The organism is Polyangium jinanense (assembly GCF_028435365.1).
The window spans coordinates 1-21,820 of sequence record NZ_JAGTJJ010000083.1 but is presented as its reverse complement, the minus strand read 5'-3'; the positions used below and the strand labels follow the sequence as shown (position 1 = coordinate 21,820).

Genomic DNA, 21,820 nt, shown 5'->3' with positions numbered 1-21,820 from the left:
CCTCGCAGTGCACGGTATACGTAACAGCAGTAGCTTGTCGCGTAAACGGGCCCCGATGCCTTGTGTGCCAGCCGAACTTGCGCCCAGGCAGCACGGTAAGCGATGAGTTCAGGTCGCACCGCGCGCCGCGCTGCGTCGTCCGTCCGGGTGTTTGCCATCCCTCGACACGGCGCCGCCGGGGGTGCAAGCCGTCACCAGAGCTTGGTCATGTGCTTGATGCCGACCTCGCTCACGTGGCACACAAGAGGCATGGCTATTCGCTTCTCTTCTGTATTCGTCGGCATGATATCACTCGCAAGCGCCGTGCTCGCGGCGTGCGGCGCGGCGACCTGGCGCACGCATTCGCCGGTATCGACCAGCGGCCGGCTCCGCGTTCACCCGGGGCTTGTCGCGGCCGGAATCGAATCGGCGTTCGCCGAAGAGCTGCACGACATCATCGTGCGTTACGCCAGCGAGGAATCGCTCGTGAGCTCCACCGTCAACCACTTTGCATTCGACAACTGGGGTTTCTCACGGTCCGTCCAGAATGGCGCCGCGTTCGAGACCGTCGACCTCCCCGGGCTTCCAGCCGGCACGCTCTCGCAGAGCTGGCTGCGGCAGGCGCAGCAGGACGACCTCGACGATCCGAACGGCACGCTGCCATCGCCGCCACTCGGCTGAGGCCGTCGCGCCGGGGCGCCGCCCCGGACCCCGCGGGGGCTGTTCGCCCCTCGACCCGAACCAGCGCAAGCGCTGGACTCGTGTTGGAAGAACTGCGCGATGCGCAGTTCTTCCACAGGCCGGTGGCAAGACCAGGAACAAGTTGGCGTGAGGGTCTTTCAGCCGCGCAGGATCACAGCTCCCATTCCAACGCCCCTCGTCCCATTCAGGTCGGATCGTGGGTTTTCCGCCGACGAACCAATCCGCTCTTTTCCCATTGCCTCGGGCCGCAATCCATGAGACAAAGCAAGCGACGCCAGCCGGTGCAAGGAACACCGACCGGCATCTCCCCACAACCCCGCGATACCCGGAGTCATGAGTATGGTAACGATACAGCTCCATCCGCCGCCGGCAAACTTTACGGCGGCGCACGCCCTGCTGGGGCGCCTTTACCTGGAGCACCGCGATTTCCTGCGCCGCCTTCTTCTCGGACAGGCCATCCCTCCCAGCGACGTGGACGATGTCGTGCAGGAGGTCTTCCTCACGGCCTGGCGACGCCTCGAATGTCTTGTCACGCCGGAGCAGGCGCGCCCGTGGCTCCTGGTGATCGGGCTCAACCGTGCGCGCAACCATCGAAAGCTGGCGCGTTGCGAGCGCGAGGTCCTCGCGGGCCTTGCGGATGACTTTCCCGAGCGGGAAGACGAAGCGGAGTCGACGGAGGCGCTCGTGCTGGCGACGTACGGGCTCTTCCGGCTCAAGCGATTCCTCTCGAGGATCGGCCCGCGCATCCGTGCAGTCGTGGTGCCTTACCTGGAAGGCCGTTCGATCCGGGAGATCGCCGAAGCGCTCGGCATCAAGACCAAGACCGCCTACGCCCGCCTGCAACTCGCCCGGGAGCACCTGAAGACGCACGCGCTCGCCTGAATCCGCTTGCGTTTGCGCCTCCGCCCCCGCCCCCGCCTCCACTTTCCCCACCTCACAGCGCCCCGAAACCGCCTTCCCTCCCAGCCACCGCCATCCCACACCGCCCCGATCCCGCTTTCCCCCTCGCCTCCTCCCCTTCCCCATCCCCGCGAACCGCCTTCCCTCGCCTCCTGCCTTCACCTCACGCCGTCGTGACTCGCCCGCGGCCCTCTCCCCTGCCCGATCCACCCCGCTGTGGATCGCCGATCCCACCCTCGGAACCCCGATCCACAGCGCCGTGGATCCCTTCCCCCCATTCCCCTTTGCCACTTCACGGCGCCCCGGATCGCCGCACCGAGCGCGCCTTTCCGATCTCACCCTGCCGTGACCCCCGCGCCGGGGCGCCGCCCCGGACCCCGCGGGGGCTATCCGCCCCTCGACCCGGACCAGGGCAAGCCCTGGACCTCAGGGGGAAGAACTGCGCGATGCGCAGTTCTTCCCACAGGCCGGTGGCAAGACCGCGGAGGTGTGCCTCACGCCGTCGGCGTCATGGGTCGAGACGTCAGCGCTGCTGTTTTGGCTGGCAGGGTCGCCTGTTCGATGAACTGCGCATCGCGCAGTTCATCGACCCCGGGTCCAGCCCCTGGCTGGTCCGGGTCCAGGGGCGGATAGCCCCTGGTGGGGCCTGGGGCAACGCCCCAGCGACGCGCCCCCCAGGAGCCGACGCGCACGACCAAACCCCTCACCTGCCCTCGCACATCGGCCACGCGAATGCCTTCGCCAGATCCGCCAGCGCTTGCGGGTCGATCCGCTGCGTCAGGATGGCCTCCAGCCCCACGAGCAGCCCTTGCGACACCATCTCCCCGACCACCTCCGCGCATGCCGTGGACGATACCGCGCACAAGGCGCCGCAGCTCGCTGGGTAATCGCTCCCGCACGCCGGCCAGCAGACCGGCCCCGCGCCCGTGTGGCCCGCGGGGCATGGGGCATAACAGAGGCTCCCGTCGGGCTCTTGCCCTGCGGCGCATCGGGGCGCCTCCCCGGTCCCGCGACCCATCGATTGCTTGGCCACGACGTGTAGCCCCTTGCGACAGAGGAGCCCCTCGTCCGCGTATCCCGCCGGGCAAATCGACCAGCATACTGGCCCCTCGCCCGTCATGCCCGACGGACAGACCGAATAACAGAGACCACCTTGAAATTCTTTTCGCGGCTCGCACGTCGTCGGCGCGTCTCCTGCGCCGCGTCCTTGTCCAGGTTTCCAGCAAACGCGCCGCGGATTGGTCGCCACCGCGCTCGCCTGCTGCCTCGTCTCGTCGTCCGCAAGCGCGGCCGGCACGTTCGCGAGCCCGATGGCGAGCACCAATGCCGTTCGTCGAACCATCACACGCCCCTCCCCGACCTCCGGCGCCACGCCGGCGACCGGTCTACCTCATCCCATGGATGGAGCCCGCCGCCCAGGCCGCAAGCCGCGCCCGCTCCGACGACGTGAACGATTAAATATCGTTAATGTGCGATCTCCGTGCCGATCCCTAGCATCTCCGGCAGGCCCTGGATCCGTCCCCGGGGTCGCTCTTGCCGGAGACGATCGACATGTGGAACCCCACCCGAGAAGGCCCCCACGATACCTCCCCCGCGCCGCGCCGCGTGAGGTCCTTGGCTGCCGCGGCCTTGTTCGCGGCCTTGTTCGCGTCTTCCGCGGTCGCCCGCGCGGAGCCCCTGGGCGCGGGTGCCGCGACCGAGCCTCCCTCCCCGCCCCCCGCGCCGACGCTATCCGTCGCGTCTTCGCCGCCCGCGACGCCTGCTCATCCTTTGGAGAGCGGCACGTGCGGCACGGCGGGGCTCGAGCGCGTCGCGGAGGCTGCGCGGCGCGGTACGGTCCGCATCACCACGCATACCAATTGGGGCGCAGGCTTTTTGGTGGACGACACGCACGTCGTGACCCATGTCAGCGTCGTCGGGCGGCCCTTCAAGCTGCGCGTCCATGCCCGCGACAACCTCTCGATTGATGCGAAGGTCGTCTTCATCGACGCATTCGAACGCATCGCCATCCTGGAGCTCGACGCGCCCATCCCTGGAAAGGCGCTCGAACTCGCGACGTCGGCCCCCGTGATCGGCAGCGAGGTCGTCGCGATCGCCGTTCCCGTCGACTTCGGCACGCGTGAAGAGCGCTTTCCGACCCACCGCCGGGGCGTCGTCAGCGACCGCGACGACGATCTGCTGTCGACCGACGCGCTCCTCGGGACGAACCACACCGGCGGCCCGCTCCTCGACTGTCAGGGTCACGTGGTCGGCATCGTCGTCCCCTCTCCCTCGGGGGTGGCCGTGGGACAGGCTCCGATGGGTCACGCAGTCCCGGTCGGAAGAATACGCGAGGCACGCGAAAGCGTGGGAAAAAAGCCGTACCAGAGCAAACCTGGCATCGTCCTCGGGTTCGCGACCACGTTCGCGGGTCAATTCGAGCGTGGCAGGGGATTCATCGGCGGAACGATTGGCATTCCGATGCTCTTCGCCGAGCAGTGGGAGTTCTTGCCCCGCTTCAGCGCCTTCGTGCAGGTCCCGGCAAAGGGCGACATCCACCTGCCCCTCGGGCGGACCGACACGCTGCGACTCGTGGGTGACGTGCGCATCGGGTACCGCATTCCGCTGGTCTCGTCGCCCGCGACGGTCTCGCTCGTCCCTTCGATCGGCGCCGGCTGGAACTGGGATTTTACCAAGGAAAAAACCTACAACCTCCAGCTCGATGATCCGACTTGCATGAACCAGACGACAGCGTGTTCCTTTCGAATGGTCGAGAACGAGCAGGAATCCAGGACACAGACCGGCGCCGTGTTCGTGGGCCTCGGCGTGCACGTGCATGCCATGACGTTCGGATACGAGCTGCGCGTGCTGCCGTCGCCGGACGTGAAGTTCATCCATCAACTCTCGCTCGGGATTTCGACCTTTTGACCGCGCGCCGGCGCCGCCCCGGCGCTTGGCCCTCGGCCCCGCGACCCCCTTAACGATTTTTAACGCACGGGTCGCCGGCACCTGCGAGGGGCTTCTCCACGCGCGGCTCGTGGTGGTAGCCTTTCCGCCCGTGACGGGAAAGCCGCCAGGTACGTCGGCGCGCGGCGCCTTCATCGGGCGCGCGCGGGAGCTTCGTGCGCTCGGGGAGCGCATCGACGCCGGCGCTCGGCTCGTGACGATCACCGGCGCCGCCGGCATCGGCAAGACGCGCCTCGTGCTGGAGTGGGCCGCGTCGGCGCTCGCCGCGCGCGACGGGGCGCGCCTCTTGTTCTGCGATCTCAGCGAGGCCAAGGGGCTCGACGACGCGTGCGCGGTCCTCGCCCGCGCGCTCGACGTGCCCCTTTCCGCAGGGGGCACCGCCGACGAGGTCGTGGCGCAGCTCGGGCGCGCCCTCGCCGAGCCGCCGCGGAGCGTGGTCCTCCTCGACAATCTGGAGCAGCTCGTCGACGTCGCCCCGCAAATGCTGGGCCCCTGGCTCTCGTACGCGCCTCGCGCGCTTTTCGTCGTGACCTCACGCGAGCGACTCCGGCTGGACGGCGAGGTGTCCCTCGGGCTCGAGCCGCTCGGCGTGCCGCCCGCGGACGAGCGATCGCTGCAGGCGATCGCCTCGGCCGACGCCGTCGAGCTCTTCGTGGCGCGAGCGCGGGCCGTGCGCTTCGACTTCGAGCTCACCGAGGCCGAAGCCGAGAACGTCGCCGCGATCGTCCGGCGCGTCGACGGCATCCCGCTGGCGATCGAGCTTTGCGCGGCGCGGATGGGCGTCCTCGCGCCGGGACAGATCCTCGACCGGCTCGCGCGCCGCTTCGAGCTCCTCGTGACGGGCGCCCGCGGCGCGCCCGCGCGCAAGGCGACGCTGCGCGGCGCGATCGACTCATCGTGGGAACTCCTGGCACCGTGGGAGAAGGACGCGCTCGCGCAGTGCTCGGTGTTCACCGGCGGCTTCTCGCTCGAAGCCGCGGAGGCGGTGCTCGAGCTCGGTGCCGGATGCGAAGGCAGAAGCCCGCCGATCCTCGACGTGCTCCAGTCGTTGCACGACAAATCGTTGATCCGGGCGTTCGACCTCCAGGGCGAACGCCGCTACGGCCTGCTGGAAAGCCTCCGCGAGTACGCCGCGGAGCGACTCGACGAACTCGGCGGCAAGGAAGCCGCCGCCCGACGCCACGCGGCGTACTTCCTCGGCATGGAGGGCTCACGGGACGCCCCCTTCCCGAGGGTGATCGACGTTCGCCGCGCCTCGCTGGAAGCGAGCAACCTGATCGCCGTGTGCACGCGCGCGCTCGCGCGGCGACCGCTCACGCCCGAGGACGCGGAGGCCGCCCTGCGCGGGCTTCTGCTGCTCGAACCCGTGCTCCTCCTGTGCGCCAAGGGCCGCCTGGAGCCGTACGTCGCGATGCTCGATGCTGCGCTTGAAGCCGCGTCCGCCCCGCCGGGCCTGCGCACGCGGGCGCTCTACACACGCGCGCTCGCGGACCTCCTTCGAGGACGGGTGCTCGACAGCTTCCTCGGCTTTCAGCGGGCGCTCGACGAAGCGCGCGCGGCGGGCTCACGCGCCGACGAATCCCTCGCCCTCACCAAGCTCGGGCTGATGTTCGATCAGGCGGAGCGCCCGGACGACGCGCGGTCCTGCTTCGATCAAGCGCGGGCGATCGCCCTCGATCTCGGCGAAGCCTCGCTTCATGCCGACTGGATGCTCACCTACGGCGGCGCGCTCAACTGGCGGGGACGCGCCACGGAGGCCGTGGGGTACGTGGAGCAGGCGGCCGCAGGCTTCCAGGTCGCCGGTGATCCGCGGGGACAATCCCTGGCCCTTTCGCAGATCGCCCTGGCGCGCCTGAGCCTCGGCCGGCTCGACGAGGCCGAGCTCGCCGCCGGCCAAACGCTCGCCCTGCTCCAGGAAGACCGACGCACCGAGGGTTACGTGCTCGGCATCCTGGGGCGCATCCAGCAAGCGAGGGGCCGCTTCGGCGAGGCGCGCGAAAAACTCGGGGCGGCGCTCGCGATCCACCGGGCCGTCGGCGATCGATGGTCGGAGGGCGTGCTCCACGGCTACCTCGGCGACGTCGCGTTCGAGGAGGGCCTGCTCGACGACGCGCGCTCCGCGTACGGCGAAGCCCTCGCGCGGCTCCATGGCACCGGCGAGCGGCACTATTCGATCGTCTTCCTGGCCGCGCTCGGAGCCGTCGAGACCGGGCTCGGCCACGAGGACGCCGCGGCGCGCCACTTCGAGGCCGCCGCCGAAAGGCTCGGCGGCGGGCGTGTGCTCACGACGAGGATTGCGGTGGAGCTGCACTCTGCCCATGCGGACGCCTGGCGCGCGCGCGTCGCCCTGGCAGCGGGCGATGAGACGGCCGCAGCGCGATATCGCCTCGCCGCCGCTGCGCCGATTGCCGTGGCCCAGGCTCCGGCCCCCGACGGCACCTTCGCGCCGGCGCGCGGTTCGGAGGACGTTCGCTTCGCCGTACGCCTGCTCGAGCGCGCGATCGCCCTGCCCGCGACCTCGGCGAGCCCGCCCGGCGATCCGCTCCCGCCAGCGATTGCGAGGCTCGTCGTGGGCCCGGAGGCCCGCTGGTTTCGCCTCCAGGATAGCCGCCCTGTGCCCTTCTTGAAGGCGAAGGCGGCGCGCCTCGTCCTGGCATTCCTCGTTCGTGCGCGCATCGACGCTCCGGGCCGCGCCCTCTCGCTCGCGGAGCTCTTCGAGGCTGGCTGGCCCGGGGAACGAATCTCGCCCAAGGCGGCGGCGAACCGCGTCTACGTCACGCTGACCAAGCTCCGCAAGCTCGGCCTTGGAGCCCTGCTGCAGAGCCGCGATGACGGCTTCTTGCTCGATCCCACGGCGGTCGTCCTGGAATCGCTCGCCTTCGAGCTGCCGCCCGCTTGACTCTTTGTAAAAAGCCCCCGGCAAAGCCGGGGACTTTCAATAGGTGATCCGCTCAAAGCGGCTGATCTTGATGCCCTTACCAGATCTTCCACCATGGACGCCGCGGTTTTTCAGGGTCCGTGACTGGCTCGACCAGGCTCCGGGCGGCGCGTTCTTTCTCCACCTTCGACGCGTCGCGCCTGCGAATCGGCCTGTCGTAGATCAATCCAATGTCGTTTTTCCTCACGGGCCTCATTCCTGCGAAGCGCGGCTCTTGGTAGCGGATGAGCCCGGACTGTGCGAGGTCCCAGAAGAAGAAAGCCATCGTCGGCGCGACGAGGTGCCACCGCTCCTCCTGCTCGTCTCTGAGATACACACGTGCGTCCAGGTCCCCCTCGCAGAAGACGGCGTGCCAGGCGTAATCGCCGTCGTGCTCGTCCACGAGCAACATCGCGCAATCGCCGTTCAGGCCCAGCTCCGGAATCCTCCTCGGTCTCGCTCTGTCGTTCTCCGGCCAGAGCAGCCAGTCCACCCGCGACAGCTTCGGATCGTTGGGATGCGTCTCCCGCACGGCCCTGCAGACACCGCATTGGCCGAAAAAGCTCTTCAAGGCGTCCGGCAGGCGAATTCCGCATCTCTGCTCCACGTTCGCGAGATCATCCAGGCTCTCCGCGTCCGACCCGACCGCCGATAGTCCGAGCGCGGCGAACGCGTCTTCCAGGGTGACCGTCCGGCTCACGCCCGAGGGATCTCGGCCTCCCATGCGGATCCCATTCATGTAGAGCACGTGGTAGGGGACGGCTTCCTCTCCGCGGTCCAGATCCTTTTGCAGCGCGCCCGCGCAGAGCCCGACGCGCCGAACGACCCGATACGCTTGCTCGACGTCCAGAGCGCTGTCCGCCGCCTCCGCCTCGTGCATTCCGAACAGATGCGCGCAGCTTCGGAGCCAGAGCGCCCGCGTCTCCTCCGCGGTGAGGCGACCGCCCAGCCCGGCCAGCATATTGCTGAAGTGCGCGTACGTGAACCCCGCCTCGCCTCCGGTCACCCTGCCGAACACGGAGCCCCACGTCGCGACGTCGTCGAACGAGACCTCCTCCGGCGGCACTCCATACAAGAGTGTCTCCACCTCGCCCTGCTCCTCCGGCTCCAGCTCGATCTCGACGTTGAACGAGCCGTCCTCGTTCACCCTCCGTACGGTGGCTGGCGCCCAGAACCCCGCCCCCGGGGTCAGGCAACGCGACCCAGGAAATGCGCCTTCCCGTCCTGCCGGCGACGATCCGTTCACGAACCAGCCCTCATCTCGGACGCTTGCAGGTGACATGCGAGATTCCTGGACGGATCAGTCCGCCGTGAATATCGATGGATAGACTGCCGTGCGTCTGGCTTGCCCATCGAGGTCGTGAGGACAAGTGATGCAAATCGTCTTCCATGTGGCTTCCGCGCGCGCGATCGGGTGCCACGTCGCTCTCGCGGCTGCCGTGGACGCTGGGCCGCGGCGCCCGCTTAATTCTTTTTAATACGACCCGATCGCCCGGTCGCGACCGTTCCGGGCGGCTCGAAATGGTGTAAACCGCCCGGGAATCCAGGGCGATCGCGGCCCAATCTCGTCCCGCGCCTCTGCCCTGTCATCCCGTCGAGGTATCATGCGTACTTGGTCGATTGTCGCTGCAATGGTCTCCCTTGGTGCGGTCCTCGTGGCTGCACCTCTGTCCGCGCTCGCCGACGTCCTCGTTCCCAACGCTCCCGACACGAACGGCATCCGGGCGATCGGGAAGGGCATCAAGGAGATCGGAGCCGAGAGCCTGCTCGTGCTCAATTACAGCAACGAGAACAACACCTCCTCCATCCGGACCACGAACATCACCGGGCTCTCGTTCCGCTATTTCATCCTCAACAACCTCAACCTGGCGCTGAACGCCAGCTACTTCTACAAGGGTGTCGACGCCGCCGCGCGCCAGGGCGGCATGGTCACCCTCGGCGGGAATTACCTCATCAACATCGGACGAGGGTTGTTCCTCAATCCCGGCCTCGCCGGTGGTGGCTTCTACGGCAAGGTGTCCGTCAAGGGCGCGCCGAGCGGCACGCCGGCGCCGACGATGGTGGGCGGCGTCGCGCGGGCCGGCTTCGGGCTCGCGTTTTATGCGAGCCCGAAGTTCAGCCTGTTCGCGAGGCCCGAGGCGGTCCTCTACGTCGGGAAGGTGGGCCAAGGCCCCACCGAGAGCTCGCTCCTGAACGTCGACGGCGGCTTCAACGTCGGGATGAATTACGTGTTTTGAGCCGGGGAAGGCCGAGCGGGCCTTTCAGACGCGGGCAGACCCAAGATCCCGGGAACTCTTCCCACCTTCCGAGCGTCTGAGCCCCCCCGCGAGGTACCGCCCCATGCTCCAGCCGAACGCCACCGCCCCCGCTTCTGCCGTTCCCGCTCCCGCTTCCGTCGCCGCTCCCGCTCCCGCTCCCGCCTCCGCTTCCGTCCTCGCCTCCGCTCCTGGCCGCGTTCCTCGTCTCTCGCTCCCGTACGCCGTCCTCGGCGCCGTTGGCGGATGGATGGCCGCCGACTTCTTCCGCGTCGGCGCCCTCAAGCTCATGGACGCCGGCCTCCGCCCCGCGTTCGTCGTCGTCACCCCGCTCTGCGCCCTCCTCCTCGGCATCCTCGTGCAGCCCACCGTCCGCTGGCCCGGCCGCGCCGCCGCGTTCTTCGCGGCCGCCGTGGGCGTCCTCTCGGCCGGGCTCATGGGCGGCGCGCTCATCGGCGTGATGCGCTGGTCGCGCTGGGGCCTCGGCGAAGGCGCCGCCACCGGATTCGTCTGCGCGCTCGGATTCTTGCCCGCCTTCGCCCTCGTCCTCGCCGCCGCCCGCCGCGTCGGTCGCGCCCGCCCCGGCTCCCTCGTCGATCGCGCCGATCGCCGCGCCGTCTGGCTCGCCGTCGCCGTCAGCGTCGCCCTCGGCACCCTCGCCGCCCTGCCCGATTGGAACGTCTTCCCCACCGGCGTCCGCCCCTCGCTCGAGGTCTCGCGCACCCTCGGCCTCGCCGCCGTCGCCGCCATCTTCGCGCTTTGCCTCAGCGACGCCGTGGCCCTCGTGCGTGCGCTCCGCGTCGAGCGCCTGCTGCCCGCCATGCGCTCGGCATCCGGCGACGACCCGCGCGTCGCCTGGTCGCCGCGCAAGCTCGATCTCGGCCTCGGTGAGGAGACGCGCGCGTCCGTGCTCTCCGCCGCCGTCGTCTACCGCGAGCACGACCGCGTCCTCTCCGTCGTCCACGGCAATCCGCGGGACGCGCGCCGCGCCCTCCTCGGCGCGTTTGCTTGTGGCATCGTCGCCCTCGGCGTGGGCGGCGCTTGCGTCAGCCTCACCGGCGCGCGCACCGCAAGCGCGGCCGACGCAGAGGCGCCCGCCCCGATCGCCGCCGAAACCCGATAATCCCCCGCGCACCTCGCTTGCCTTTCCCCGATCCTCCGTGCCACCCTCGGCGCCGGAGGATCTTGCATGTCGGCTTCCTTTTCCCCTGTCCGCCTCGGCCGCAGCCCTCTCGACGTCGTGCCCCTCGGGCTCGCGGCGAGTTATGGCGCCAAGGGGCGCGACGTGGAGCATGCCTTCGAACGCGGGATAAATTTTTTCTACTGGGGCTCGTCGCGCATGCCCGATTTCGGCGAGGGCTTGAAGCGTCTCGGCAAGCGTAGCCGCGAGCGGATCAAGGTCGTCATCCAGACTTACTCGCGCTCGCCGGCCGGCATCGGCAAATCCCTCGAAAAGGGGCTCCGCAAGCTCGAAATGGATCACGCGGACGTCCTGCTCCTCGGCTGGTGGAACCTCCCGCCGAAGGACGCAATCCTCGACGCCGCCGCAGATCTCGTGCGCCGGGGTCGCGCGCGTTCGGTCATGATCTCCTGCCACAACCGCCCCGCATTCAAGCGTCTCGCCCGGGATCCCCGCATCGACCTTCTGATGCTCCGTTACAACGCAGCGCACCCCGGCGCCGACAAGGACGTCTTTCCGCACCTGCCGGACCCTGGCCCCGGAATCGTCTCATACACCTCGACCTCCTGGGGCCAGCTCCTCGATCGCAAGCTCGTCCCCGCGGAGGAACGTCTGCCGCGCGCCGCGGATTGTTACCGGTTCGCCCTCTCGAACCCGAACATCGGCGCATGCTGGGCCGGCGCGCGAGACGCAGCGCAGATCGACGAAGCCCTGAAGGCACTCGAAGAGGGTCCGATGAACGAAGAGGAGCTCGCATGGATGCGGCGAATCGGCGAGCGCGTGCGAGAGACGTCAAAGCTCACGGCACGCGGAATGGGTTTCGCAGATCGGCTGGTCAACCTCTACTCGGGTTTCGGCTTTCGCACGACGACGGAGCTCGGCGAAGGCTGAGCGCGTGCGCGGGGCGTTGCCCCGCACCCCAGCAGGGGGCTGTCCGCCCCCTGCACCCCGGACCAGCGCAAGCGCTGGACTCGGGGTCGATGAACTGCGCGATGCGCAGTTCATCGAAGAGGCCCTGGCAAGACCACGAGCGGCGTTGCCAGCTGAGACAGCAGCACTGCCGTGTCTCGTAGCGACGTCTTCCCTGTCGACAGCGCGCATCGCGCGCTGTCGCCCCGGGTCCAGCGCTTGCGCTGGTCCGGGTGCAGGGGCGGATAGCCCCTGCTGGGGTCCGGGGTGAAACCCCGGCGCTACGCTGTAGGACAGCCCCCTCTGCTCCCGTCGTGATACCGTGGGGGGCATGAACGACTGGCTGTATGCAACTCCCTCGGCGCTGCGTGGCAAGCGCGCGTTTCGGCTTGGCCTTGCGGCGAATTATGGCATCGACGAGGACGGCGTCCGCGCTGCGATCGATCGTGGCGTGAATGTCTTCTTGTGGACGTCGCGGAACAAGGGGATGCGCGCGCCCGTCAAGGCGGCTTTGGGTGCGCGGCGCGACGAGGTGTCGGTGATTGGCTTCGCGCAGATCGGCTGGTTTGGCTGGGGCGTGCGCTCGGGTGCGGAGAAGCTTTTGCGCCAGCTTGGCACGGATCACCTCGACGTGTACTTGCTCGGCTGGCTCGGCACGGGCTCCGCTTGGACGGAGGCGACGCAGAAAGAGCTCCTCCACCTGCGCGAGAGCGGCAAGGTCCGTTCGATTGGCGTGAGCATCCACGACCGCCCGCGCGCGGGCACGCTTGCCGCGGGCTCGCCGCTCGACCTCTTGATGCTCCGGTACAACGCGGCGCATCCGGGGGCCGAGCGCGACGTCTTCCCGCATGTGAAGGAGCATTCGCCCTCGGTGCTCGCGTACACGGCGACGGCTTGGCGGAAGCTCCTGAAGCGCCCGAGTGGCTGGGACGGGCCGGTCATGAGCGCGGGCGACTGTTATCGGTTCCAGCTCTCGAGCCCGCACGTGGATATGGCGCTCACGGGGCCCAAGACTCGGGCCGAGCTCGAGGACAACCTGAAGGCGCTCGAAAAAGGGCCGCTCACCGAGGACGAGGCGAAGTGGATGCGGGAGTTCGGGCGGAAGGTGCACGGCTAGAGCGCTGTCACGGTCGGCGCCGTGAGGTCGGCGCCTGCTTCCGTAAGTGCTTCCGGAATCGCTGCTCCTGCCACGCCCGCCTGCGCTTCGGATTCCGTCACTCCGGCGTACCCCGCAGCATTCAGCAGCCGCTGCACCTCAGCGTGCCGTCGATGTTGTCGGCGCACCAGCTCGGGCAGCGGCGCGTGTAGATACAGGACTGCACGTAGGAGCCGTTAACCCGTCTGCACTCGGCGCAGAATCCGCCGGGAATCGAACTACCCGGCTGCTTACAGGTCCGATTCCACGAGCCGCCCGGCGGGGTGACCGCCCTGAGCTCGAAGTCATCGGCGCCCACGTCGCTCGGGTTCGAGTCCTCGTCGAGGTGGCCCTCGGCAGGCGCGGCCACCGTAGCCTCGGCAACCGAGCCGATTCCGACGAGCGCCGCGAGAGCAACGACAATCAGATGGAATTTCATGTTCTTCCCCCTCCGCGTTCGAGGCCCGGACGGCTTGGATTCAACGCCCCGGGCGTCCTGGTCTGTGTATCGAGACACGGAGGAGCGGAGTCAAGCCAAGGGATCCTCCGTCCCGCGACGTTCCAGATCCTTCGCCGAGGGATCATGCCCTCACGCGTCGAGCTCCCGGAACCTGCGTCCCCGGATCCGATCATCGCCGGCCCATGTCCCGGAACCTGCTCCAACCGCTCCCCGCATCGTCCCGGGATGTCCCGGCACCTCCAGGACCGATGCGCCACATCGATCCGCGAGGTCCACCCACCTGCACGGCGCAATGTCGCTTCCGTCTCCGCCCTCGCAGCAAGATTCCGCCTGCACGCTTCTCCCGGGTCGACCGTCTGCCTCGCACCCCGTTTCAATGGAGGTTTCCTTGGACGCTGATTTCGACCCGTCTGTCTACGTTCGTCCCCCCAAGCTCGACGTGCCGTCCGCCGTCGCACTCTCGATCAAACTCGTCGCAGCCACGCCCGACGGCGCGCCGCTGTCCGTCAAGAAGGCCGCGAACACGCTCCGGCAGGCGGCACTCTCGCTCCAGGAGAGCTGGAAGGCGCGTGATCGCGTGGAGAAGCGGCCCGACGCGCGGCCCGTCGACGTGCTCGCCGACCACGCCATGAGCCGTCTCTTCGGCCGAATCGAGGATTACTCGGGGCTGCCCGCAGAGACGCACCCCCACGCCGCGCGCGCAGGTGTCCTGCTCGCCACCTTGTTCCCCACGGGTCTCTCGTTCCTGAAGGCCGATTACGCGAGCCAGTGGGCCGAGACGCAAAAGCGGCTCGATCGAATCAACGAGGAGGACCTCGCCGCCGATATCGACGTCGTCGCAGGCCCCGAGTTCCTGGCCGAGGTGCGTCGAATCCACAAGCTGTACGGCGAAGCCATCGGCATCACCAAGGCCCGCCCCGAAATCACCGTCCCAAGCCTCGTCCTCCCGCTGCGCGAGGTGGGCGACGCAATCGTCCGCCACGCCCTCCAACTCGTGTCCGTATGTCTCGACGAGGAAGCACCCCTCGAATCCCGCACCGCCGCACGCGACGCCCTCCGCCCACTCGACGAATACCGAGCCAACGCCGCCCGAAGGGACACGCCCAAAGAGTCGAACGACGCCGTCACCCCAGAGACCGAGGTGCCCGAAGTCCCAAGGTGATGCCGCGGGGCTTTGCCCCGCACCCCAGCAGGGGGCTGTCCGCCCCCTGCACCCCGGACCAGGCACGGCCTGGACCGAGGGCCGAGAAACCGCGCGATGCGCGGTTTCTCGGACGGTGGCGCGTCCCAGCAGGCCGGTGTAGCCGCAAGCGCCCGCCCTCCTCCCCCGAAGCTTGACTTCGCTGGCAACTGGACGTCTACTGCGACGGAAACCCGTTTGCATGCAAACATGCGGCGGATCCTTGTCGAGGGAGCAGGCCGTGTCGTCTGATCTGGCAGCCGGGTCGATTTTCGCCGGGCGTTACCGCGTCGAGCGTCGCATCGCCGCAGGGGGCATGGGGGCGGTCTACGAGGTCGTCCACCTCGAGACGAACCGCCGCCGCGCGCTCAAGGTGATGCACGCGAACTTCGTCCAGAGCGACGACCTGCGCGGGCGCTTCCGGCAAGAGGCGCGCGTCGCCGCCGAGATCGAGAGCGAGTACATCGTCGACGTCTTCGACGCGGGCATCGACGACGCGACCGGGATGCCCTTCCTGGTCATGGAGCTCTTGCGCGGCGAGGAGCTCGGCAAGCGGATCCGCCACACGGGCCCCTTGCCGCCGGCGGAGGTGGTCGCGTACCTGCATCAGACCTCGCTCGCCCTCGAAAAGACGCACCGGGCCCACATCGTCCATCGGGATCTCAAGCCCGACAATCTCTTCCTCTGCGAGCGCGAGGACGGCCCCCCGCGCATCAAGGTGCTCGATTTCGGGATCGCGAAGATCGTGGCCGCCGGCTCGACGGCGGCGGGCGCGACGCAATCGCTCGGCACGCCGCTCTACATGGCGCCCGAGCAGTTCTTGATGGAATCGTCGGTCTCGCCCGCGACGGACATCTTCGCGCTCGGCATGATCGCGTTCACGCTCCTCGTCGGCAAAGCCTACTGGTACGAGGAATCGCGGGGCGGCGCGAACGTCTTCGCATTCGCCGCGCAGGCCGCGCTCGGGCCACGCGAGCCGGCGACCGCGCGGGCTGCGCGGCTCGGCACGAGCCTGCCGCCCACGTTCGACGCGTGGTTTGCACGGGCCACGGCGAGGACGCCCTCCGAGCGGTTTCCTTCGGCCACGAGCGCGGTGAGAGCGCTCGCCGAGGCGTTCGGGTTGCCGCAGCCGGGGCTCGCCTCCGCGGGGATGCTGCCGCCGGGGTCGATTTCGCGGCCGTCGTTCGCGTCGCAGCCGTTCGACGTGCCGATCATGACGCTCGACACGCAAGCGACAGTGCCGATGGCGCCACGACGCGGGCCGCTGCCGAACGGCGCGGACTTTGGCGCGGCGACGCCGGTGGGGCACGCGGGCACGCCCATGGGCCCGGTCCTGACGCCGCTCGGGAGCGGGATGACCGCGGTTCCGACGGGGCGAAGGTCACCGCCGACGGGACTCATCGCCGCGGGCGTGGGGCTTGCGTGTTTGCTCGTTGCGGTCGTCGCTGTCTTCGCGCTCTCGTCGCGCGAGGAAGGCAAGACGCCGGAGCCGGCCGCCGCGGCGCCGTCGTCGGCGCAGGCCCCCGTGGCGACGGCCGCGCCCGAGGTTGTGCCGGCGGCGCCGCTGGAGACGACGGCGCCCGCGCCGATCGCGTCGGCGAGTGCTGCGCCCGCGGTGAGCGCGGCTGCGGCGGCGCCGACGAGCAAGCCCGCGACGGCGACGCAGCCCTCGAAGACGAGCGGGGCGCCGACGGTGAAGGCTCCGAGGCCTGGCTCGACGTGGAGCAGGGATTGAGGAGCGCGGATGCGAGCCTGGAAGTCAGTCGGTGTTGCGGCGCTGCTCACGGCGGCGAGCTGTGTGCAGGTCCTCGGAGGGGACCATCCCTATAACCCGGGGGAACCCGTGGGCGGCGGGGGGACCGGCGGGACGAGTGAGCTGTGCACCCCCGGCGAGACGAGGCTGTGTTATTCGGGGCCCGCCGGCACCGAAGGCATCGGCGACTGCACAGCCGGTGTCCGGTTTTGCAGCTACAACGGCATGGAGTGGGGCAGCTGCGAGGGCGAGGTTTTTCCGGCGGCCGAAGATTGCTCCCTGCCTGGAGACGAGGATTGTGATGGAGCGGCCGTAAACGCGTGTACGGGCACGCCCATGGCTGCGTTCACGCCGGGAGGCAACACCGTCGCCCCGTTGGGCGATGGGATCTACGACGTGGCGGTCACGCCTGACGGCGGGTACGTCATTGCGGGCGTCGTCGGCGCCAAGATGAACGAAGTTCTCCTCCCAGCGGAAACCGGCAGCGTTTTCGTTGCGAAGATTCATCCCGATGGAACGCTTCAATGGCAGAAAGAGTTCCAGAGCAGCACCGGTGCCGCCTTCGCATACGGCGTTGCTGTCAGCCCGGCCGGCCGTGTCACGGTGGTGGGCGAGTTCGGCGGGGAGATCAATTTCGGTGGGAGCGTTCTGCTGGCCCAAAGCTACGATATCTTCATCGTCACGCTCGACGCCATGGGCGCGCATGTCTGGAGCAAGCGGTTCGGCACGACGAGCAGGCAATCCGCGCTGGACGTGGACGCCGATGCCGCTGGGAACCTGTACGTCACGGGGTTGGTTACCGGCGTCAACGTGAGCCTCGGGGGCGCTCCCGTGACCCCGGACGGCCAAGACCTATTTGTGGCGAGCTACGATTCCGCGGGGAACCATCTCTGGAGCTCGGTTTTCGTCAACGGCGGGACTCAAGTAGGACGTCACCTCACGGTTACGAGGGACGGCAACGTCGCGGTCGTGGGCGACGCGGCTGGCGACGCGGTAGGCGACGCGAACTTCGGCGGCAGCAACCTGCCGAACGGGGGCGACACCGATTTGGTGGTCGCGATGTACGCCTCGAATGGGGCCCACATCTGGAGCGAGCGCTTTGGTGAGTTCGGCTCCTCCCAATTCACCGGACACATCGCCGCCGCGCCGAACGGCGGCAACATCCTCATCGCCGGACGCTTCACGGGCAAGGTCGATTTCGGCGGCGGACAGATGTCGGCGGCGGGCTTATGGGACACATTCGTCGCCGAGCTCGCCGCCGCGAACGGCGAACCTGTGCGCAGCAAGCGCTTCGGGCTCTCCGGAACCTCGCTGGGCACCGGGATCGCGGTGGACGGCGCGGGGAACGTGACCGTGACCGGGCTCTTCAACGGGTCCGTCGATTTCGGATCCGGGACGATCACGACGGGTGATGGATACGATATTTTCGTCGCAAAGCTCGCCGCGGCGGACTGGTCGCCGCTCTGGACCAAGACGTTTGGCGTGAACGGCACGCAGGCAGCCTGGGCCATCACTGCCGACGCGAAGGGCGACGTCATCGTGGGCGGCAGCTTCGACTCGCAGATCGCGTTCGGCGCCCCGCTCGCGACCATCCCGAGCAGCGGCGGCGCCGATCTCTTCAGCGTCCGGCTCGCTCCGTGACGCACGAATCATGCGGCAAAGGTGGACACGACATGCGTAAGGCACGATGGTTCTTCGTGGGGCTCGTCTGCGTGGGCCTCGGGCTCCCGGAAGGCATGGCGTCCGCCGCGCCGACGCCCGCGCAGGAGGCGGCCGCGGGAAAGCTCTTCGACGCCGCCGTCGCGGAGGTGCAAGCCGGGCGGTATGCCGAGGCCTGCCCGCTGCTCGAACAGAGCCACGTGCTCGATCCGAAGCCCGGGACGCTGCACGCCCTCGCCGAATGCGAGGTGAAGATCCAGAAGCTCGATCAGGCGCTCGCGCATTACAGAGAGTATCTCGCTCTCTACGCGGCGATGAAGAGCCCGCTGCGCGAAAAACACACGGAGCGGGCGCGCGTCGCCGAGGAGCAGGAGAAGAAGCTCCTGGCGGAGATCCTGTTCAATCGGGCGGTCGCGCACCGGGCAGCCGGCCGTCACGCCGAGGCCTGCGCCGCGCTCGCGGAGAGCCAGCGGATCGATCCGACGCCGGGGACGCTGTACGCGCTCGCCGAATGCGAAGCCACGCGGGGCCGCATGGCGACCGCGCTCGGGCATTACACGACGTACCTCGGCCTCTTCGCGGCGATGAAGAGCCCACTGCGCGAGCGTCACGCCGAGCGCGCGCGGATCGCGGAGGAGCAGCGGAAGAAGCTCGACGCGGAGACGCCTCGGCTCAAGCTCGTGTGGGCGGGCGAGGTGCCCGAGGGGGTCGTCGTCTCGCGGGGGAATACCACGTTCGACCTGAAGACGCTGGGCGCCTCGGTGCCGATGGATCCGGGGGAATATGCCTTCCGCGTGGAGGTCCCGGGGCGCCCGCCGCAGGACCGAAACGTGCGGCTGGAAAAGGGGGACCGAAAGATCCTCGAGCTCACGCCCGGCGCGACGCAGGAAGCGAAGGACGAGCGCCAGCCGCTCCCCGAGCAGCCATTGCCGCCGCCCCCGCAGCCGATCGCGCCATCCAAGCCGGAAATGCATCCGTGGGCGATCGGTGGAATCGCGGCGATGGGCCTGGGCGGCGCGGCGCTCATCGCGGGCAGCGTGCTCGGCGGGCTCGCGATGGCCGAGAAGCGCGAGGTCGACGCGGTATGCGACGCGAACTTCGCGTGCGGCGTGGAAGGCATGAAGACGGTCGAGCGGTTCTGGGCGCTCGGCAATGCGAGCACCGCGACGTTCATCGTGGGAGGCGTCGTGCTCGCGACGGGCGTGACGTTGTTCGTGCTTTCGCCAAAGCCGACGGCGGAAAAGGTCGGGTCCGTGCGGGTGCGGGGATTGGCGGGGCCAGGGGCCGGGTATCTGGGCGTCGACGGGACGTTCTGATGCGCACCTGGAAGCTCTTCTGGGTCGGAATGCTCGCCACGGCGGCGAGCTGTGTGCAGCTCCTCGACGGGGACCATCCCTACAGCGTGGAGGGTGTCCCCGCGGCCAAGGAGCCGTGCGAGACGGCGGCGGATTGCGACGACAACAACGCCTGCACCACCGCTACGTGCAGCGACGAGAAGATCTGCGTCTACACGCCGACGACCGACGGGACGAGCCCGGTGCAGACCGTCGGCGATTGCCAGCGGCTCGATTGCGCGGCCGGCAAGGAAGTCACCGTCACCGACGACGCGGACATCCCCGACGACAACGAGCCCTGCACGAACGACGCCTGCCAGGGCGGCACGCCGAGCAACACGCATACGCCCGACGGCGGCGTGTGCCAGCGCGGAAACGAGAGCGGCACTTGCCAGGGTGGGGTTTGCCAGATCGCCTGCGACGCGCAGAATCCGTGTGACGACGGCAACGCCTGCACGGACGATTTCTGCAACTTCGCCACGAGCATCTGCGTCTTCACGAATCTCGACGGCCTGCCCACCCCGGGCGTCACGCCGACCCCGGGGGATTGCAAGCAGAGGCTCTGCATCAATGGCAAGGACACGGACGTCACCGACGATACGGACGTGCCGGTCGACATGAACACGTGCACGTTCGACGTGTGCACGATGGGCGCGCCGACGAACCCGCCGGTGCTCGCGGGCGATCCCTGCGAGCCGGGCAAACCCGAGGTCTGTGACGGCACCTCGAATTGCGTCGCGTGCAACGAGCCCGCCGATTGCGTGCTCCTCCCGCCGGACGACGTCTGCCAGAAGCGCACGTGCGAGAATCACGTCTGCGTGCAGACATTCGCGCCGGCCGGGACCACGTTCGATAGCCAGACGGCTGGCGATTGCATGCGGGTCGTCTGCGACGGCGCGGGCGCGACGGAGAAGATCGTCGACGACATCGACCTGCCGAACGACAACAACGCCTGCACGAAGAACGTCTGCACGAACGGGACGCCGACGTTCCCGAACGAGGCGACCAACACGGCGTGCGGCGCCGGGATCTACTGCGACGGCGCCGGCCAATGCGTCGGCTGCAACGAGGCCGCGCAATGCGAAGGCACCGACGATTTCTGCAAGGTCCGCACGTGCATCGATAACCAGTGCGGCGTGAGCTTCACGCCCAAGGGCACGGATCTGCCGAACGGGCAGACGGCCCGCGATTGCAAGGTCATCGAGTGTGACGGTCAGGGCAACATCGTCACGTCGACCGACACGACCGACAAACCCGTCGACGGCAACGAATGCACCGATGACATGTGCAGCCCGGCCGGCGTGCCGTCGAACCCGAACCGGCCCGTCGACGCCGCGTGCAACCAGAATGGCGGCACGGTGTGCAACGGCGCGGGCGCATGCAAGAAGGCCCCCGCGCAGACCTGCGGCGGGGCCGTCGAGTGCTTGAGCGGCCATTGCGTGGACGGCGTCTGCTGCAACGCGGCCTGCAGCGGCACGTGCATGGCGTGCAACGTCGCGGGCAACGTCGGCACGTGCACGAACGTGTTCTCGGGCATGGACGACTCCCCCACCTGCACCGGCTCGAACTCCTGCAATGGCGGCGGCCAGTGCAAGAAGGAGCAGGGCGTCAGTTGCAGCGCCAGTAGCGAATGCCTCTCCGGGAACTGCGTCGACGGCGTCTGCTGCGAGAGCGCGTGCACAGCCACGTGCCAATCGTGCGGTCTCGCGGGCAACGAGGGGGTCTGCGCCAACATCCCCGCGGGGCAGGAAGACCTGAGCTCAGTTATGTGCACCAACACGCAAGCTTGTGACGGGAATGGCTTGTGCAAAAAAAAGAACGGCTCTAGCTGCAGCAGCGGCGTCGATTGCTTGAGCGGAAAATGCGGGGGAGGAACGTGCATGCCCTGATCCGCCACCAGCGACCGCGGCATACCGTCATGTCCGGTAGCCCCGCTCACTTGCACTCCCCCACCTCGCCCAGTACGTTCCCCCTGGAATGCTTCCTTCGCCCAGCGGTGAAAGCCACGTCGTCACCCGCGACCCCGATCTCCTCATCGGCCACTTCATCGGCCACATCAGCGTGGACGACATGCAGCGCATCCTCGACATCCAGCGCAATTTCTCCGCTGGCAAACCGGGCATCTTCTTGCTCGTCAACGTCGAGCGGCTGGAGAACATCACACCCGAGGCACGTCGCCTCGCCTCCGAAGGCGCCGGCGAGAGGGGCGCCGGCGTGCCCATCCTCGGCGTCGCCCTCGTCGGCGCACGTTTTCACGCCCGCATCCTCGGCGCCATGGTCGTCCGCGCAGCCCGCATCCTGCACGGCGGCCCCCCCTTCGACGTCCGCTTCTTCGATACCGACGCCGCCGCCCTCGCCTGGATCGACAAGCTCCGCTCCGCAAGCTGACGCGTCTCATCTGGAGGCGCTGCGCTGGGGCGTTGCCCCAGGCCCCACCCGGGGCTATCCGCCCCGGGACCCGGACCAGCGCAAGCGCTGGACCCAGGGTCGATGAACTGCGCGATGCGCAGT

General features: G+C 68.7%; 17 protein-coding genes. 14 read left to right on the top strand and 3 right to left on the bottom strand.

Annotation, left to right across the window (positions count from 1 at the left end):
- The first annotated feature begins 216 nt into the window (after positions 1-216).
- Together KEG57_RS50480 and KEG57_RS50475 are read left to right on the top strand one after the other, a co-directional pair.
- Positions 217-660, top strand: coding sequence for a hypothetical protein (locus KEG57_RS50480; protein WP_272459919.1), 444 nt, complete (start codon positions 217-219; stop codon positions 658-660).
- Between the two features lie 360 nt (positions 661-1,020).
- A complete protein-coding gene (locus KEG57_RS50475) occupies positions 1,021-1,563 on the top strand; it encodes an RNA polymerase sigma factor (RefSeq protein WP_272428025.1) in 543 nt (180 codons plus the stop codon).
- Positions 1,564-2,284: 721 nt separating this feature from the next.
- Here the strand turns inward: KEG57_RS50475 and KEG57_RS50470 are convergent.
- Positions 2,285-2,923, bottom strand: coding sequence for a hypothetical protein (locus tag KEG57_RS50470; protein ID WP_272428024.1), 639 nt, complete (start codon positions 2,921-2,923; stop codon positions 2,285-2,287).
- 209 nt (positions 2,924-3,132) lie between these two features.
- Here KEG57_RS50470 and KEG57_RS50465 point away from each other — a divergent pair, with 209 nt between their 5' ends.
- Positions 3,133-4,488: a trypsin-like peptidase domain-containing protein gene (locus KEG57_RS50465; protein WP_272459918.1), complete on the top strand. Its 1,356-nt coding sequence runs from the start codon at positions 3,133-3,135 to the stop codon at positions 4,486-4,488.
- Positions 4,489-4,597: 109 nt separating this feature from the next.
- A complete protein-coding gene (locus KEG57_RS50460; RefSeq protein WP_272459917.1) occupies positions 4,598-7,426 on the top strand; it encodes a tetratricopeptide repeat protein in 2,829 nt (942 codons plus the stop codon).
- Between the two features lie 76 nt (positions 7,427-7,502).
- Here KEG57_RS50460 and KEG57_RS50455 read toward each other — a convergent pair whose 3' ends face one another.
- On the bottom strand, positions 7,503-8,591 hold the full coding sequence (locus KEG57_RS50455) for an SMI1/KNR4 family protein (RefSeq protein WP_272428021.1): 1,089 nt from the start codon (positions 8,589-8,591) through the stop codon (positions 7,503-7,505).
- A gap of 508 nt (positions 8,592-9,099) precedes the next feature.
- On the opposite strand from KEG57_RS50455, the gene KEG57_RS50450 reads away from it, so the two are divergent.
- From KEG57_RS50450 to KEG57_RS50435, 4 genes are all read left to right on the top strand, one after another.
- Positions 9,100-9,681 (top strand): hypothetical protein, encoded by a 582-nt coding sequence (locus KEG57_RS50450; protein ID WP_272459916.1) that lies wholly within the window; start codon positions 9,100-9,102, stop codon positions 9,679-9,681.
- Positions 9,682-9,949: 268 nt separating this feature from the next.
- Positions 9,950-10,822, top strand: coding sequence for a hypothetical protein (locus tag KEG57_RS50445; protein WP_272428019.1), 873 nt, complete (start codon positions 9,950-9,952; stop codon positions 10,820-10,822).
- A gap of 66 nt (positions 10,823-10,888) precedes the next feature.
- The gene (locus KEG57_RS50440) at positions 10,889-11,770 is read left to right on the top strand and encodes an aldo/keto reductase (RefSeq protein WP_272428018.1); all 882 of its coding nucleotides are present in this window, start codon (positions 10,889-10,891) and stop codon (positions 11,768-11,770) included.
- A 349-nt stretch (positions 11,771-12,119) separates the two neighbouring features.
- Positions 12,120-12,905 carry an aldo/keto reductase gene (locus tag KEG57_RS50435; RefSeq protein WP_272459915.1) on the top strand — a complete coding sequence of 262 codons (786 nt, stop codon included), beginning with the start codon at positions 12,120-12,122 and terminating at the stop codon, positions 12,903-12,905.
- 121 nt (positions 12,906-13,026) lie between these two features.
- Here the strand turns inward: KEG57_RS50435 and KEG57_RS50430 are convergent, their stop codons facing one another.
- A complete protein-coding gene (locus tag KEG57_RS50430) occupies positions 13,027-13,362 on the bottom strand; it encodes a hypothetical protein (protein WP_272459914.1) in 336 nt (111 codons plus the stop codon).
- A gap of 409 nt (positions 13,363-13,771) precedes the next feature.
- On the opposite strand from KEG57_RS50430, the gene KEG57_RS50425 reads away from it, so the two are divergent.
- The 6 genes from KEG57_RS50425 (at position 13,772) to KEG57_RS50400 (ending at position 21,697) form a co-directional block, all read left to right on the top strand.
- A complete protein-coding gene (locus KEG57_RS50425; protein WP_272459913.1) occupies positions 13,772-14,545 on the top strand; it encodes a hypothetical protein in 774 nt (257 codons plus the stop codon).
- A 259-nt stretch (positions 14,546-14,804) separates the two neighbouring features.
- On the top strand, positions 14,805-16,298 hold the full coding sequence (locus tag KEG57_RS50420) for a serine/threonine-protein kinase (protein ID WP_272428014.1): 1,494 nt from the start codon (positions 14,805-14,807) through the stop codon (positions 16,296-16,298).
- Between the two features lie 354 nt (positions 16,299-16,652).
- Positions 16,653-17,957, top strand: coding sequence for a hypothetical protein (locus KEG57_RS50415; protein WP_272428013.1), 1,305 nt, complete (start codon positions 16,653-16,655; stop codon positions 17,955-17,957).
- Between the two features lie 32 nt (positions 17,958-17,989).
- Entirely contained in the window at positions 17,990-19,291 is a 1,302-nt protein-coding gene (locus KEG57_RS50410; protein ID WP_272428012.1) for a tetratricopeptide repeat protein, read from the top strand.
- Positions 19,291-21,198, top strand: coding sequence for a hypothetical protein (locus KEG57_RS50405; protein WP_272428011.1), 1,908 nt, complete (start codon positions 19,291-19,293; stop codon positions 21,196-21,198). The genes KEG57_RS50410 and KEG57_RS50405 overlap by 1 nt, the downstream gene beginning before the upstream one ends.
- An 88-nt stretch (positions 21,199-21,286) precedes the next feature.
- Entirely contained in the window at positions 21,287-21,697 is a 411-nt protein-coding gene (locus KEG57_RS50400) for a SpoIIAA family protein (protein WP_272428010.1), read from the top strand.
- Positions 21,698-21,820 lie beyond the last annotated feature (123 nt).

What these genes read in the sequence shown, in the direction of transcription:
- KEG57_RS50475 (WP_272428025.1), top strand. Translation starts at nt 1,021, where the DNA reads ATGGTAACGATACAGCTCCATCCGCCGCCGGCAAACTTTACGGCGGCG.
- KEG57_RS50480 (WP_272459919.1), top strand. Translation starts at nt 217, where the DNA reads ATGCCGACCTCGCTCACGTGGCACACAAGAGGCATGGCTATTCGCTTC.
- KEG57_RS50445 (WP_272428019.1), top strand. Translation starts at nt 9,950, where the DNA reads ATGGCCGCCGACTTCTTCCGCGTCGGCGCCCTCAAGCTCATGGACGCC.
- KEG57_RS50430 (WP_272459914.1), bottom strand. Translation starts at nt 13,362, where the DNA reads ATGAAATTCCATCTGATTGTCGTTGCTCTCGCGGCGCTCGTCGGAATC.
- KEG57_RS50465 (WP_272459918.1), top strand. Translation starts at nt 3,133, where the DNA reads ATGTGGAACCCCACCCGAGAAGGCCCCCACGATACCTCCCCCGCGCCG.
- KEG57_RS50400 (WP_272428010.1), top strand. Translation starts at nt 21,287, where the DNA reads ATGCTTCCTTCGCCCAGCGGTGAAAGCCACGTCGTCACCCGCGACCCC.
- KEG57_RS50415 (WP_272428013.1), top strand. Translation starts at nt 16,653, where the DNA reads ATGGCTGCGTTCACGCCGGGAGGCAACACCGTCGCCCCGTTGGGCGAT.
- KEG57_RS50410 (WP_272428012.1), top strand. Translation starts at nt 17,990, where the DNA reads ATGCGTAAGGCACGATGGTTCTTCGTGGGGCTCGTCTGCGTGGGCCTC.
- KEG57_RS50435 (WP_272459915.1), top strand. Translation starts at nt 12,120, where the DNA reads ATGAACGACTGGCTGTATGCAACTCCCTCGGCGCTGCGTGGCAAGCGC.
- KEG57_RS50405 (WP_272428011.1), top strand. Translation starts at nt 19,291, where the DNA reads ATGCGCACCTGGAAGCTCTTCTGGGTCGGAATGCTCGCCACGGCGGCG.
- KEG57_RS50440 (WP_272428018.1), top strand. Translation starts at nt 10,889, where the DNA reads ATGTCGGCTTCCTTTTCCCCTGTCCGCCTCGGCCGCAGCCCTCTCGAC.
- KEG57_RS50470 (WP_272428024.1), bottom strand. Translation starts at nt 2,923, where the DNA reads ATGGTTCGACGAACGGCATTGGTGCTCGCCATCGGGCTCGCGAACGTG.